Origin of the sequence: Nocardia rhizosphaerae, from assembly GCF_042650365.1 — a bacterium.
Classification (GTDB): Bacteria; Actinomycetota; Actinomycetes; order Mycobacteriales; family Mycobacteriaceae; genus Nocardia; species Nocardia rhizosphaerae.
The window spans coordinates 175,996-190,522 of record NZ_JBHSBA010000007.1; the positions used below are offsets into that span (position 1 = coordinate 175,996).

9 protein-coding genes are annotated in these 14,527 nt (G+C 70.6%); 7 read left to right on the top strand and 2 right to left on the bottom strand.

What is annotated here, in order from left to right; translation table 11 throughout:
* Positions 1 to 147 precede the first annotated feature (147 nt).
* Together ACFOW8_RS15660 and ACFOW8_RS15665 are read left to right on the top strand one after the other, a co-directional pair.
* Entirely contained in the window at positions 148 to 933 is a 786-nt protein-coding gene (locus ACFOW8_RS15660; protein ID WP_378551351.1) for an electron transfer flavoprotein subunit beta/FixA family protein, read from the top strand.
* A 41-nt stretch (positions 934 to 974) separates the two neighbouring features.
* Positions 975 to 1,931 carry an electron transfer flavoprotein subunit alpha/FixB family protein gene (locus ACFOW8_RS15665; RefSeq protein WP_378551352.1) on the top strand — a complete coding sequence of 319 codons (957 nt, stop codon included), beginning with the start codon at positions 975 to 977 and terminating at the stop codon, positions 1,929 to 1,931.
* A 126-nt stretch (positions 1,932 to 2,057) separates the two neighbouring features.
* On the opposite strand, the gene ACFOW8_RS15670 is transcribed toward ACFOW8_RS15665, so the two are convergent.
* Positions 2,058 to 2,501: a GNAT family N-acetyltransferase gene (locus ACFOW8_RS15670; RefSeq protein WP_378551353.1), complete on the bottom strand. Its 444-nt coding sequence runs from the start codon at positions 2,499 to 2,501 to the stop codon at positions 2,058 to 2,060.
* 84 nt (positions 2,502 to 2,585) lie between these two features.
* Between ACFOW8_RS15670 and ACFOW8_RS15675 the strand changes: the two genes are divergently transcribed.
* Positions 2,586 to 3,731: an aminoglycoside phosphotransferase family protein gene (locus tag ACFOW8_RS15675; RefSeq protein ID WP_378551354.1), complete on the top strand. Its 1,146-nt coding sequence runs from the start codon at positions 2,586 to 2,588 to the stop codon at positions 3,729 to 3,731.
* Here ACFOW8_RS15675 and ACFOW8_RS15680 read toward each other — a convergent pair.
* Positions 3,628 to 4,482: a LysR family transcriptional regulator gene (locus ACFOW8_RS15680; RefSeq protein WP_378551355.1), complete on the bottom strand. Its 855-nt coding sequence runs from the start codon at positions 4,480 to 4,482 to the stop codon at positions 3,628 to 3,630. The two genes, ACFOW8_RS15675 and ACFOW8_RS15680, sit on opposite strands and share 104 nt — an antisense overlap.
* A gap of 133 nt (positions 4,483 to 4,615) precedes the next feature.
* Between ACFOW8_RS15680 and ACFOW8_RS15685 the strand changes: the two genes are divergently transcribed.
* The 4 genes from ACFOW8_RS15685 to ACFOW8_RS15700 all read left to right on the top strand — a co-directional run bounded on the left by ACFOW8_RS15685 (position 4,616) and on the right by ACFOW8_RS15700 (position 14,516).
* On the top strand, positions 4,616 to 5,923 hold the full coding sequence (locus ACFOW8_RS15685) for an NAD(P)/FAD-dependent oxidoreductase (protein ID WP_378551356.1): 1,308 nt from the start codon (positions 4,616 to 4,618) through the stop codon (positions 5,921 to 5,923).
* Between the two features lie 271 nt (positions 5,924 to 6,194).
* Positions 6,195 to 7,013, top strand: a complete 819-nt coding sequence (locus tag ACFOW8_RS15690) for a GNAT family N-acetyltransferase (RefSeq protein WP_378551357.1) — start codon at positions 6,195 to 6,197, stop codon at positions 7,011 to 7,013.
* 5 nt (positions 7,014 to 7,018) lie between these two features.
* Positions 7,019 to 7,966, top strand: coding sequence for a lysophospholipid acyltransferase family protein (locus ACFOW8_RS15695; RefSeq protein ID WP_378551358.1), 948 nt, complete (start codon positions 7,019 to 7,021; stop codon positions 7,964 to 7,966).
* A 463-nt stretch (positions 7,967 to 8,429) separates the two neighbouring features.
* The gene (locus tag ACFOW8_RS15700) at positions 8,430 to 14,516 is read left to right on the top strand and encodes a non-ribosomal peptide synthetase (RefSeq protein WP_378551359.1); all 6,087 of its coding nucleotides are present in this window, start codon (positions 8,430 to 8,432) and stop codon (positions 14,514 to 14,516) included.
* Positions 14,517 to 14,527: the final 11 nt, after the last annotated feature.

Here is a 14,527-nt window from a genome sequence, read left to right on the forward strand (position 1 = left end):
GTTGGGAAGGTCTTGCGCGAGTAGGTTACCCACGAGTAACTTAGCGTAGGGTAGTGTTCCGCCCTGAGCAGTTTTCTCACCCGGACGTACGGCTCCGCTCGTGCGGCCATCACACACGTGTACTCAGAAGGAGGTCGACGGAGACCGATGCCGAACATCGTCGTACTCATCAAGCAGGTTCCCGACACCTGGTCCGAGCGCAAGCTCTCCGATGGTGACTTCACCCTCGATCGCGAGGCCGCCGACGCCGTCCTCGACGAGATCAACGAGCGCGCCGTCGAGGAAGCGCTGCTGATCAAGGAGGCGCAGGGCGGCGAGGTCACCGTGCTGGCCGCCGGTCCGGATCGGGCCACCGAGGCCATCCGCAAGGCGCTGTCCATGGGTGCCGACAAGGCCATCCACATCAACGACCCGGCGATCCACGGCTCCGACGCCGTGCAGACCGCATGGGTGCTCGCGGGCGCGCTCGGCCAGGTCGAGGGCGTCGAGCTGGTCATCGCGGGCAACGAGGCCACCGACGGCCGCGCCGGTGCCGTTCCGGCGATCATCGCCGAGTACCTCGGCATCCCGCAGCTGACCCACCTGCGCAAGCTGACCGTCGACGGCGACAAGATCACCGGCGAGCGCGAGACCGACGAGGGCGTGTTCAAGCTGGAGGCCTCGCTGCCCGCCATCGTCTCGGTCACCGAGAAGATCAACGAGCCGCGCTTCCCGTCCTTCAAGGGCATCATGGCCGCGAAGAAGAAGGAAGTCACCGTCTTCACCCTGGCCGACCTCGGCATCGACCCGTCGACCGTCGGTGTCGCCAACGCGGGCACCCAGGTCACCGGGTCCACCCCGAAGCCGCCGCGCACCGCGGGCGAGAAGATCGCGGACGAGGGCGAGGGCGGCAACCAGATCGCCACCTACCTCATCGGTCAGAAGATCATCTGATCCGGCCCGAGCCTGCTGAGACTTTTCGAGGAGAAAGAACAATGGCTGAAGTACTTGTGCTCGTCGAGCACGCCGACGGTGCCGTGAAGAAGGTCAGCACCGAACTGCTCACCGCCGCCCGCACCCTGGGCGAGCCCGCCGCCGTCGTCACCGGCCCGGCCGGTACCGCCGAGAAGCTGGCCTCCGCGCTGGCCGCCGCGGGCGCCGAGAAGATCTACGTCGCCGAGTCCGACGACGTCGACGGCTTCCTGGTCACCCCGAAGGTCGACGTGCTCGCCGGTCTGGTCGAGTCCGCCTCGCCCGCCGCCGTGCTGGTCGCCGCCACCGCCGAAGGCAAGGAGGTGTCGGGCCGCCTCGCCGCGCGCATCGGCTCCGGCCTGCTCGTCGACGTCATCGGCGTCAACGCCGACGGCTCGGCCGTGCACTCCATCTTCGGTGGCGCGTTCACCGTCGACGCCAAGGCCACCGGCGACGTGCCGGTGATCTCGATCCGCCCCGGCGCCGTCGAGGCGGCCGCGCAGGCCGGTGCGGGCGAGCAGGTCGCCGTCGCCGTGCCCGCGCAGGAAGAGGGCGTGGTCAAGGTCGTCTCGCGCGAGCCGATCGTCGCCGGTGACCGTCCGGAGCTCACCGAGGCCGGCATCGTGGTCTCCGGTGGTCGCGGTGTCGGTTCCGCCGACAACTTCGCGGTCGTCGAGGCGCTGGCCGACTCGCTCGGTGCCGCCGTCGGCGCCTCGCGTGCCGCCGTCGACTCGGGCTACTACCCGGGCCAGTTCCAGGTGGGTCAGACCGGTAAGACGGTCTCCCCGCAGCTCTACATCGCCCTCGGCATCTCCGGCGCCATCCAGCACCGCGCCGGCATGCAGACCTCGAAGACCATCGTCGCGGTCAACAAGGACGAAGAGGCCCCGATCTTCGAGATCGCCGACTACGGCATCGTCGGCGACCTGTTCAACGTCGCCCCGCAGCTGACCGAGGCGGTCAAGTCCCACAAGGGCTGATCGGTCTTTCGCGCCGGATCCGGGCCGGTCGTGCGGCGAACGCCGCGCGACCGGCCCGCGCCGTTGCGGGACGGCGGTTGCTCGCCGCGATGAGCGACCGCTGATACTCCGCCGCGGCGACCGGAACTATTCGCGCGCCTTGATCATCCAGATATCGGTGGACTCCGGACGTCGGAAGCCGAACTTCGCGTAGAGGCCGTGAGCGTCGGCCGTCGCCAGCATGACGCGGCGCAGGCCGAGCGGCGCCAAGTGCGCGTCGACGGCGGCGATCAGCGCGGTGCCGAGGTTCTTGCCGCGGACCGCGCGGTCGACGTAGACGTCGCAGAGCCAGGCGAAGGTGGCGGTGTCGGTGACGACCCTGGCATAGGCCACCTGAGTTCCCGAAACCTGCTCGTACAGCCCGAAGTTGAGCGATTCGGCGATGGCGCGGTCTTGGCGGTCCCTGGAGATGCCACGTGCCCAGTACGAGTCGGTGGACAACCACGCGTGCACGCGGGCGGCATCGATGCGGTGAGGATCGGTGGAGACCTCGTAGCCGTCGGGGCAGGTGTGGGGATCCTGGGCGGTCATCTACGTACGCTCGCAGGTCCGGTGGTCGGCTGTCCAGTGGATATGGCGTTGCGGACCGCGGCGGCCTCGGGGCAGGGTGGGCTGATGTCGCTGGGACGGATGCCGGTGGTGCTGCCGGACACGGTCGAGGAAACGGTGCGCGAGGTGTTCGGCGCCCAGGGGCAACAGTGGATCGGGGAGTTGCCCGAGCTGGTGATGGGACTGGCGCAGCGGTGGGGACTCGCCGACTTCTCCGCCCCGTTCCACGGCGGCACCCATGCGTATGTGGCCCGAGTACGCCGCGGCGACGGGTCGGGTGCGGTGCTGAAGGTGCCGATGGTCGACGAGGAGAACGTCGCCGAGGCCACCGCGCTCCACCTGTACGCGGGCTACGGTGCCGTCCGGCTGTACGAGTACGCCGCCGACAGCGGTGCGATGCTGCTCGAATGGGCCCGTCCCGGCACGGAACTGCTGACCCAGCCGGGTTTTCCGAGCCTGGAGGGCCTGCCCGAACACGCGGACAAGGTGGCTTCGGCCGGTGCGCTGTACCGCCGACTCCGCCGCCCGGTCCCGGAGGCACCGCCCGGATTCCCACCGCTGCCGCTCGCCACCGGCATCCCGCTCGCGCTCGGCGCGCGCCTGCGCGACCCGGAACCCGAACTGGCAGCGCTCCTTTCCCCCGCCCTGCGTGACCGCGCCGAATCCTGGTGTGCGGCACTGGCCTCCACGGACGGCCCCGCGCTGCTGGTGAACCGCGACACTCACCTCGGCAATATCGTCGCCGCCGAACGGGAACCGTGGCTGCTGATCGACCCGAAACCCTGCCTGGGTGAGGCGGCATTCGACGCGGGCTTCCTGCTGATGATCCAGACTCAGGTCCAGCCGACGCGCGAACACGCCGACACCGTGGTCGCCGCCACCGCGGCGGCCCTCGACGTCGACCCCGAGCGCGCCCGCGGCTGGGCACTCGTGCGCGCGGTCGAGGAGATGACCTGGGCGATCGAGGACGAGGATCCCGAGATGCTCGCTCTGCACACCGCCGTCGCCTACGCGCTGGGGGGGGTGACTGCCCACGCTGAGCCTTCACACACCGCGCTCGTGGCAGGAAAATCGACTGTTCGAGCGATATGTGGCGGTTCAGCGTGGCCTACCGCCGGTGCAGCGCGTCCAGCAGGGTCTTCACGATGGGATTCTCGCGCGCGTCCTCCCGGAGCACGGCCGAGACCGGGATGCGCAGGCGGTGATCGGTGAGGTCGAGCGTGAGCAGCCCTCTGGTCGGGCCCTCGTAGAGGATCGTCCAGGATTCCGGCCGGTTGAGCAGCTCCATGGTGGCGGTGTGGTCGGGCGGGATCGGCGGGCCGAAGGTGGGCCCGGTCGGCAGGTCGGCGAAGGCGGTGCGGATCAGGGTGTGCAGCAGGACCTGTTCCTGTTCGGGCGGGAGGAGCAGGGGGTAGGGCGCGAGGTCGGCGAGGGTGACCGCGCCGCGTCCGGCCAGGGGATGACTGCTCGAAATGGCGATCACCAGGTCCTCGACCCAGAGCTGCTCCACGGCCAGGCCTGGCTGGTCGACGCTGCCGCGGATCAGCGCCAGATCGCAGTCGCCGTCGGCGACCGCCGTGATCCGCTGACGGAACGGTTTGATGACGTACTCGATCTCGGCATCGGGGTGCGCGGCGCGCGCGGCGGCGATCGCCGAGAGCGAGCGCGCCGCGAAGGACATGTTCGCGGCCAGTCGGATGCGTGGCCCGGTGGTGCGCACCGCGGCCCGGATCGCCGATTCCAGGCTCAGCATCTGCTTGGCCAGCGGTAGCAGCCGAAGCGTGGCGTCGGTGGGGACGACGGCTCTGGTGGTGCGCTCGAACAGCTGGGCGCCCAGGTCACGTTCGAGTCTCGCGATCTGGTGGCTGATCGCGGATTGGGAGATGAAGCAGCGGCTCGCGGCACGGCTGAAACTGAGCTCCTCGCAGACCGCCACGAAATACGCCAGCTGGCGAAGTTCCACCAGGTCCCTCCTATTTATTAGTCATGCAGATAAGAGTCATCTTCAGTATGCGCCCAAACACTGGAAACATCTGCGTTCCGCATCGCGTTTACTCATATGAAAGGACTCATTACCGATCTTGGAGCGCGCGATCATGGAACACACGGATGTCGTCATCGTCGGTTCGGGCTTCGGCGGACTCGCCGCTGCGAAGCAACTGAGCAAGTCACGAATCAACTACGTCCTGATCTCGAGCACGCCCGAGCACCTGTTCCAGCCGCTGCTGTACCAGGTGGCTACCGGCGTGCTGGCGCCCGAGGAGATCGCCCCGCCGATCAAGAACGTACTGCGCCGCTACCCCGGCGCCGACGTCCGGCTCGGCAAGGTCACCGGTATCGACGCCGAGGCCGCCGTCCTCACCTACGAGACCGCCGAGGGTACCCGCCGGATCGGCTACGGTTCGCTGATCGCGGCCACCGGCGCCAGCCAGAGCTACTTCGGGCGCGACGACTTCGCCGAGAAGACCTTCTCGCTCAAGACCATCGACGACGCGCAGCGCCTGCGCGACCAGATCGCCTCGGTATTCGCCGCCGCCGCGAAGGCCGACCCGGCCACCAGGCAGAAGCTGCTCAGCTTCGTCGTCGTCGGCGCGGGCGCGACCGGCGTCGAGGTGGCGGGCCAGATCAAGGAGCTCGCCAAGCGGCACTTCCACCAGGCGGTCTCGGTCACCCTGGTCGAGGGGGCGGGCGAGGTGTTGCCCCCGTTCGGCGGCGGACTCTCGGAATACGCGAAGCGTTCGCTCACCGACAGCGGCGTCGAGGTGCTGCTCGGTACTTTCGTCACCGATATCGACGAGGGCAAGGTGACCGTGCGCGACGCCGATGGCATCGAGCGCGGTATCGCCGCCGAGACCGTGGTGTGGTCGGCCGGCGTGCAGGTGGGCGGGTTCGCGAAGCTGCTGGCCGAGGCCACCGGTGCCGAGACCGACCGCGCGGGCCGCCTGCTGATCAACCCCGACCTGACCGTCGGCGGCCACGCCGACATCTACGCCATCGGCGACATGACCTCGCTCAACGGCTACCCCGGTCAGTCGCCGGTGGCCATGCAGGAGGGCCGCCACGCCGCCGACATCATCCGCCGCAAGAAGGACGCGGGCACCCCCTTCGTCTACTGGGACAAGGGCAGCATGGCCGTGATCAGCCGGTTCAGCGCGGTGGTGAAGCTCAACGAGCGCATCACCTTCCGCGGCACCATCGCCTGGGCGATGTGGCTGGCCGTGCACCTGCTGTACCTGGTCGGCTTCCGCAACCGCTTCGCCGCGGTGGCGTCGTGGCTGGTCGCCTTCGCCGGTACCGCGCGCCCCGGCTTCGACGAGGCCGAGCGGGTTCCGGTCGGGGCCGAGGCTCCGGCACCCGCGGGCGAGGTGGCCGAGCCACCCGTCCGCGAGCGAGCGGCCGGCTGAGATTTCCTGTCGACCCGCCGCCCGCGCGGCGGGTCGACGCGCGTCACGTGGCGCGCTGGAAGAGACGCGAAACGTGGTCCGCCGAAACGGATCACACGGACTGATCAGGCCCCGTTCTCGGTGTTGTCCGGCCGGAAACCCGCAGGTGAGCGAACGATGGGCGGCGCCGCGGTAAACGCGTGGTGTGACGGGTATCTCGTTCACCGAACGGGCATCGACCCGTCACCACGGTGTCGCTCCGATGCCAGCTCGGGCTGGCTTCATCAGCGGTATGAGAAATACGTCCGTGTTGACCGCCCCGGCGCCGGACACCGGGGTGGGGAAGTCTCGGTACTCCTTGGTCGTGGCCTCCGACGCCGATCATCGCGAGGCCGCGCAGCGTCTGCGTTTCCAGGTCTTCGCGTCCGAGCCGGGCTTCCAGATCCCTGACACCGGCACCGGTCTCGACGCCGACCGTTTCGACGAGCACTGCGACCACCTGCTGGTGCGCGACGAGTTCACCGAGCAGTTCGTCGGCTGCTACCGGATGCTGCCGCCGGACAAGGTGGCCGCGGCGGGCGGGTACTACACCGCGACCGAGTTCGATCTCGCCCAGCTCGACCCGGCGGGCTACCGGATCGTCGAGATGGGCCGCGCCTGCGTGGTTCCCGATCACCGCAACGGCTCGGTTCTCACCCTGATGTGGGCGGGGATCCTGCACTACATCCAGCTCACCGGCTACGACTGGGTGATGGGTTGTGTGTCGGTGCCGATGCAGGACGGTCCGGCCGACCCGGCGGGAGTGAACGTGCGCGGCGTGCGTGACATGTTGCTCGGCCGCCACGCGTGCGACCCGGAACGCCGGGTGCACCCGTACAACCCGGTGGTCGTCGACGGCATGACCCTGGATGAGCTGACTCCGCCGAGCCGCCCCAAGTTACCGCCGCTGCTGCGCGGCTATCTGCGGCTCGGCGCCGAGATCTGTGGCGAACCGGCGCACGATCCCGCGTTCGCGGTCGCCGACTTCGTCGCTCTGCTCGGCATGGAAACCATCAACACCCGGTACCTGGAGCGGCTGCAGAGCGCGGCCGCCAATCTCGACGGGAAGTAACCGCCATGGTGTTCGACGCGCCGCCCGCCACCCATTCGCACTCGTGGATGCCGTCGAGCCCCTGTGGTTCCGGCTGCATCGAGCCGATCGACAAGGTCGGCACCGCCAGGATGTACGCCCGCCTGGCGGGCATGCTCGGACTGGTCCTGAGCTTCCCGGTGTTCACCGCGGCCACCCCGAAATCGCGGCGGGAGAACCTGCAGCGCCGCTATGCCAAGGCGGCGCTCGGCTGCCTCGGGATGCGCCTGCGCATCGTCGACAACCGGCCCGCCGAGCAGGCGGCGACGGCCGGATTCGCCGATCCCGGGTCGCCGGTGCTGGTGGTGACCGGGCATATCGGCTGGTCCGATGTGGTGGCATTGGCCGCGGTGCAGCCGGTGAGTTTCGTGGCGAGGGCCGATATGCTCGAGTGGCCGGTGCTCGGCAAGCTGGCTCGGCTCACGCGGGTGATCCCGATCGAGCGGGCCAACCTGCGCGAATTGCCTGGTGTGGTCGGGCAGGTCGCGCAGCGCCTTGCCGACGGGAACCGGATCGCGCTGTTCCCCGAGGGCACCACCTGGTGTGGCCGCGCCTACGGTTCGATGCGGCCTGCCATGTTCCAGGCCGCGATCGACAGTGCCACCCCGGTGCAGCCGGTGCGGCTGCGCTACCTGGACCGGCATGGAACGCCCTGCACGGTGCCGGGTTTCGTCGGCGAGGACACCTTCGCCGATTCGGCCGAGCGGGTGCTGCGCAGCAAGGGTATGGTCGTGGAGATCGTGCTGGAACCGCTGGAGCAGCCCGGTTCGGACCGCCGCGAGCTGGCGCGCCGGTGTGAGGCCGCGGTGCGCGGCACCGACCGTTCCCGGCACGGTGTGCTCGATACCGAATGGATCGAAGCGGGCGCCACTCGCGTCCAGGATCCCTCGCTCGATCGGCGCCAGGACGAGGTCGTCGCGGCTACCGCCTGGTAACCGATCCCGCAGTTCCACTCCGCCGACCGGAGGCCGCCGATGCGGTCTCCGGTCTTCGCGTTTTCCCCAGGGGTAGCGGTGAATTCGCAGGTCACCGGTACCGGTGCGGATTGCGGAAGAATGTGAAACACCTCCATCCAGCAGAAGCATCGTTTGTCCTGCATATGGCCTGCGTATGACCGGGATTACAGACCGAGCAGTTGGCTATTCCCGGAAGGTCGCTGGTCAAACCATCGAGTTGGCTATGTTCCGGAATTGATGCGATATTTCCGGTACCGTCACGCGGGATTTTCCCGATACTCCTGGCAGGTCGCGAGTCCCAGCGACGGTCGTGCAGTGCGATATGCATGGGTTTCCATGGTGAAGGGGAGCGTTAACGGTGTCCGAGCAAGCTTCTGGCGTCCATCCTCGTGCCCAGCGCCGTCCGCGGCGAAAGATTTTCACCACGCTCCCGAATCTGCTCATGGCCGCGGTCGAGCGCGCACCCGAGGCCGAGGCCGTCCGCTTCTCGGGCCGTTCGCTCACCTACACCGAACTCGACCAGCAGTCCTCCCAGCTCGCGCGGCTGCTGATCGGACGCGGTGTCGGGCCGGGCGATCGGGTGGTCTTGGCGCTGACCCGGTCGCTCGACTCGATCGTCGCGCTGTGGGCCGTCGCCAAGACCGGCGCCGCCTTCGTCCCCGTCGACCCGCGCTACCCGGCCGAACGCGTCGCGCACATGCTCACCGATTCCGGGGCGGGCTTCGGCATCGCCCTCGCGACCGACACCGAACGGCTCGGCGCCGGGCTGTCCTGGCTGGCGCTGGATTCCGAGCCGACCAGGGCGGAGTTGGCCCAGCTCACCGACACCCCGGTGACCTCCGCCGACCGCACCCGCCGACTCTTCGGCGCCGACCTCGCCTACCTCATCTACACCTCGGGCTCGACCGGCATGCCCAAAGGCGTCGCGGTCACCCACACCGGCCTTTCCGGGCTGTGCACCGAGCAGATCCGCCGCTTCGGGATCACCGGCACCTCACGCACGCTGCACTTCGCCTCGCCCAGTTTCGACGCCAGCATCCTGGAACTGCTGCTGGCCGTCGGCGCCAGCGCGACCATGGTGATCGCCGCGCCCGACGTGTACGGCGGCGACGAGCTCACCGACCTGCTGCGCACCGAACGGGTCACCCACGCGTTCATCACCCCCGCCGTGCTGGCGGCCGCCGACCCGTCGGCACTGCCGGATCTCACCGCACTCGCCGTCGGCGGCGAGGCGCTGCCACCGGACCTGATCAGCCGCTGGTCGCCCGGCCGCCGGTTCCACAACGTATACGGCCCCACCGAGACCACGGCCATCGTCACCATCAGCGACCCGCTCACCCCCGGCGACCCGATCACCATCGGCGCGCCGATCGCGGGCATGAAGGCCGTCGTTCTCGATCACCGGTTGCGGCCGGTCCCGGACCGGGTGCCCGGCGAGCTGTACCTGGCCGGGCCGGGCATGGCCCGCGGCTACCACGCGCGGGCCGGGCTCACCGCGGCCCGCTTCGTCGCCGATCCGGTCTCGGGTGGACGCCTCTACCGCACCGGTGATCTCGTCCGCTGGGAGCGGGCGGGCCGCGACGAACCGCAGCTGGTGTTCCTCGGCCGCACCGACTCGCAGGTGAAGCTGCGCGGCTTCCGCATCGAGCTCGGCGAGATCGACGCGGTGCTGGCCGCGGACGAATCCGTGCGCAGTGCCACCACGCTGGTGCGCACCCTGCCCAGCGGCGCCGACGCCCTCGTCGCCTACGTGGTGCCGGTGCCGGGCGCGCGGATCGACCAGGACGCCCTGACCGCCCTGGCCGAACGACAGCTGCCCCGCCACGCCGTGCCCGCCGCGATCGTCGCGCTCGACCGGCTGCCGCTGACGCCCGTCGGCAAGGTCGACCACCGTGCCCTGCCCGAACCCGAACTCACCGCTCGCGCGTTCGCGCCACCACGACCGGGCACCGAGGAAACCGTGGCCGCCGTGTTCGCCGAACTGCTCGGCACCGCGCTCGTCGGCCGCGACGACGACTTCTTCGCCCTCGGCGGCAATTCGCTGCTCGCCACCCGGCTGGCCGGGCGGCTCGGTGCCGAGATCGCCGTCCGGGTCCCCGCCCGCACAGTCTTCGAACACGGCACGGTCGCCGACCTGGCCGCCGCGCTGGACGCCCTGGCAGGCGACGCTGCCGCGCGGGTGCCGCTGACCCGGCGTGCACGCGGTGAGCGGGTGCCGCTGTCGCTGGCCCAGCAGCGGATGTGGTTCATGGCGCGCCTGGATCCCGGTGCCGCCACCTACAACGTCCCGGTCGCGTTGCGGCTGTCCGGGCAGCTCGACACCGCCGCGCTCACCGCCGCCCTCGACGATGTGCAGCGGCGGCACGAGGTCCTGCGCACCGTGTACCCCGAACACGACGGCCAGGGATGTCAGCGCGTGCTCGAGGTGGCCGAGGCCGGCCTCGACGTGGCCGTCACCGCGATCGCCGAGCACGAACTGCGCACGGCACTGGCCCGGCTCACCGTCGGCGGCTTCGACGTGTGTGCCCGGGTTCCCGTGCGGGCGGCCGTGTTCCAGCTCTCGGCGACCGAACACGTGCTCGCGGTGGTGGTGCACCACATCGCTACCGACGGCTTCTCGCTCGGCCCGCTCACCCGCGACCTGATGACCGCCTACGCCGCCCGCGCCGCGGGGACCGCGCCGCAGTGGACGCCGCTGCCGGTGCAGTACGCCGACTACACCCTCTGGCAGCAGGAGGTGCTCGGCGCGGCCGACGATCCCGGCTCGCTGCTGGCCACCCAGCTCGGCTACTGGCGCGACACTCTCGCCGGTGCCCCCACGCTGCTGGAACTGCCGACCGACCGGCCGCGTCCCCCGGTGGCGGGCAGCCGTGGCGCCCTGCGGCACTTCACGCTCGACGCCGACCTGCATCGGGAACTGGAGGAGCTGGCGCGCGCACACAACGCCTCGCTGTTCATGGTGGTGCGGACCGCGCTGGCGGTGCTGCTGGCCCGGGTGGCAGGCACCGCGGACGTCACGATCGGCGCCCCGGTCGCGGGCCGCGGCGAACCCGAACTCGACGATCTGGTCGGCATGTTCGTCAACACGGTGGTGCTGCGCACCCGGATCGACGCGGGCGAATCCTTCGCCGCGCTGCTGGAGCGGGTGCGTGAATCCGATCTGGCCGCCTTCGCCAACGCCGATGTGCCGTTCGAACGCCTCGTCGCCGAGCTCGACCCACCGCGTACCCAGGCCCACCACCCGCTGTATCAGGTGGCGCTGTCGTTCCAGAACTTCGGCGGCGTGCGGCTGGAACTGCCCGGCCTCGTGGTGTCGGCGGTCGACCTGGGCGAAGAGGTCGCCCCGGTGGACCTGCAGCTCACCGTCGTCCCGCACGAGGATACCGACGGCCCGGCCGGGCTGCGCTGCTCCTGGCGCTACGCCACCGACCTGTTCGACGAGTCCACGATGGCGGCCCTCGGCCTGCGCCTGACCGGCCTGCTCGCCGCGGCCGCCGCCGCGCCCCGCAGACCCGTCGGTGACCTGCCGCTGCTGATCCCGGCCGAGCGGACCGAGCCCGCGGGGCACCAGCGCCCGGTGCCCGACCCCACCCTGCTCGATGCCTTCGCGGCCCAGGCACGCCGCCGCCCGGACGCACCAGCGGTCACCTTCGGCGAGCGCACCCTCGGTTACGGCGAACTGGCGAGCCGGGTGAACCGGCTGGCCCGCTTGCTGGTGGCCACCGGTGTCGGTCCCGGCAGTACGGTCGGGGTGGCGATCCGGCCCTCGATCGACCTGGTCGTCGCGATGTACGCGGTGTTCGCCGCAGGCGGCGCCTACGTGCCGATCGATCCGGACGCGCCCGCCGAGCGCCGCGCCGACATCGTGGCGGTGGCCGCGCCGGTCTGCGTGCTCACCACCGCTGCCGACACCGTCGCGGTCGAAGGGCCGCCGGTGATCGCGGTGGACCTGGTGTCGAGTTCCGGTGCGCTGCAAGCCTTCCCGGACACGTGGCTCACCGATTCCGATCGCCTGCGGCCGTTGCGCGGCCAGGACCTGGCCTACGTGATCTTTACCTCCGGCTCCACCGGCAAGCCCAAGGGTGTCGGGGTACCGCACGCGGCGATCGTCAACCAGGCGGCCTACATGGTCGGCGAGTACGCGGTCACCGAGTCCGACACGATCCTGCAGTCGATCCCGTTCACCTTCGACGCCTCGATGATCGGGTTCGCGACGCCGTTGCGCGCGGGCGCGCACATGATCGTGGCCGCGTCCGCGCGGCTCACCGATCCGGGCTACCTGGCCGGGCTGATCGCCCGGCACCGGGTCACCGGCACCACCATCGTGCCCTCGGTCCTGCAGTTGCTGCTCGACGCGGCGCCCGCGGGCAGCCTGCGCTCGGTGCGCGCGGTGTGGGTCGGCGGCGAGGCGCTGCCCAACGCCACCATCGCCCGCTTCACCACCGCCACCGCGGGCAGGCTGCACAATCTGTACGGGCCGACCGAGGCGACGGTGTCGATCACCGCGGCCGATGTGACCGAGGTGGGCGACGGGATCGTCCCGATCGGCACGCCGCACTGGAACTCCCGCGCCTACGTCCTCGACGCCAGGCTGCGGCCGGTGCCGGTCGGCACGCCCGGCGAGCTGTACCTCGCCGGTGCCCAGCTGGCGCGCGGCTACCTCGGTAGCCCGGACAAGACCACCGAACGTTTCGTGGCCGACCCGGCCGGTCCGCCCGGCGCGCGGATGTACCGCACCGGCGATCTGGTCCGCAGGCTGGCCTCGGGCGCGCTGACCTACCTCGGCCGCACCGACGTGCAGCTCAAACTGCACGGCCTGCGCATCGAGCCGGGTGAGATCGAGGCGGCGCTGCGCGCCCATCACGGGGTGGCGGGTGCTGCGGTGACGGTGCACCACGAACAGCTCGTCGGTTACGTCATCGCCGCGACCGACCGGACCGTCGATGTCGCCGACGTGCACGCGACGATCCGCACCCTGTTGCCGCCGTACCTGATTCCGCATCGTCTGCTGGTACTCGACGAGTTCCCGCTCGGCGCCACCGGCAAGCTCGACCGCAAGGCGCTGCCCGCACCCGAGCTGGAGGTGCGCGAGTACCGGGCGCCCGCGACCGCCGACGAACAGGCGGTGGCCGAGGTCGTCGCCGACGTGCTCGGCCTGGACCGGGTGGGGCGCGACGACGACTTCTTCGTCCTCGGCGGCACCTCGCTCTCGGCGATCCGAGTGCGCGCGGCCCTGGCGCAGCGCCTCGGTATCGAGGTTCCGCTGCGGCTGCTGTTCAGCTATCCGCTGGTCAGTGACCTCGCGCTGGCGGTACGCGACGAGTCGGCGGCCGCGGGGGCAGGCCCCGACCCGGCGGCCGACACCGTGCTCGATCCCGCCGTCGACCCGGCGGGCTGCGCGCCGGGCAGGCAGGGCGAACCGGCCACGGTCCTGCTCACCGGCGCCACCGGTTTCCTCGGCAGCTTCCTGCTGCGTGAGCTGCTGCGCCAGACCGGAGCCACCGTGTACTGCCTGGTCCGCGCCACCGATGCGGCAGGCGCGGTGGATCGCGTCCTGGCCACCGCGGCGTCCTACCACCTCGACCTGCGCCCGTACCTGTCCCGGATCGTCGGTGTGCCAGGCGATCTCGCGCAGCCGCGGCTGGGGCTCGAGCCCGCGCGATTCGCCGAGCTCGCCACCGAAATCGACGCGATCTATCACAACGGCGCGCTGGTGAATCACCTCGAGCCGTACGCCAGGATGCGCGAGGCGAATGTCGGCGGCACCACCGAGGTGCTGCGGCTGGCGACCACCGGCAAGCTCAAACCGGTCCACTACGTGTCCACGCTGTCGGTGCTGGCCGGCATCCCGCAGGCGGACGGGGTACCGGGTGGGCTGCCCGGCTACGCGCTGACCAAATGGGTCGCCGAGCAGCTCGTACGGGCCGCGATCGAGCGCGGCGTGCCGATCGCCGTCTATCGTCCCGGCCTGATCACCGGTGACTCGCGCACCGGCGTCGCGCCCGCCGAGGACGCCTGGTGGACCATGCTGCGGGCCATGCTCGTGCTCGGTGTGGCCGTGGATGTGCGCACGATCGGGGTGGCCATGGCGCCGGTCGACCAGGTCGCCGCCGGGATCGTCGGCCGCTCGCGCGAGGTGGACGCGCTCGGCGGCATCCACCGGGTCGCGGGGGCGGAAGTGTCGCTCGAGCTGGTGCATGCGGAAATCGTCCGTCGCGGTTACCGATTCGACTTCGTCGACCCGATGGAATTCGGCATCGCACTGAGTACGGCGGCCGAACTCGCCGACGCGGACCCGATCCTGGCGCGTGCTTCCGCGCTGAGCGGCAACTACGCGGCCGCCGTCGCCGCGGCCTCACCGGCCACGGTGCTCAGCGCGGTGGAGTCCAGCGCCCCGGCGGCACCGGATCGGGGGCGGCCGATCCGGTTCCCCGCGGTGGATGCCACGGTCATCAGCCGGTATTTCGATCACTACATCGAGGTCGGCTTCTTCCCCGCACCCGGTGCGGGCCAGCTCACCCCGGCGTGAGGCGTCGCCGT

Excerpts from the sequence above, each read along its gene's own strand:
- ACFOW8_RS15690 (WP_378551357.1), top strand. The coding sequence starts at position 6,195 with ATGAGAAATACGTCCGTGTTGACCGCCCCGGCGCCGGACACCGGGGTG.
- ACFOW8_RS15685 (WP_378551356.1), top strand. The coding sequence starts at position 4,616 with ATGGAACACACGGATGTCGTCATCGTCGGTTCGGGCTTCGGCGGACTC.
- ACFOW8_RS15695 (WP_378551358.1), top strand. The coding sequence starts at position 7,019 with ATGGTGTTCGACGCGCCGCCCGCCACCCATTCGCACTCGTGGATGCCG.
- ACFOW8_RS15660 (WP_378551351.1), top strand. The coding sequence starts at position 148 with ATGCCGAACATCGTCGTACTCATCAAGCAGGTTCCCGACACCTGGTCC.
- ACFOW8_RS15700 (WP_378551359.1), top strand. The coding sequence starts at position 8,430 with ATGGCCGCGGTCGAGCGCGCACCCGAGGCCGAGGCCGTCCGCTTCTCG.
- ACFOW8_RS15675 (WP_378551354.1), top strand. The coding sequence starts at position 2,586 with ATGTCGCTGGGACGGATGCCGGTGGTGCTGCCGGACACGGTCGAGGAA.
- ACFOW8_RS15670 (WP_378551353.1), bottom strand. The coding sequence starts at position 2,501 with ATGACCGCCCAGGATCCCCACACCTGCCCCGACGGCTACGAGGTCTCC.
- ACFOW8_RS15665 (WP_378551352.1), top strand. The coding sequence starts at position 975 with ATGGCTGAAGTACTTGTGCTCGTCGAGCACGCCGACGGTGCCGTGAAG.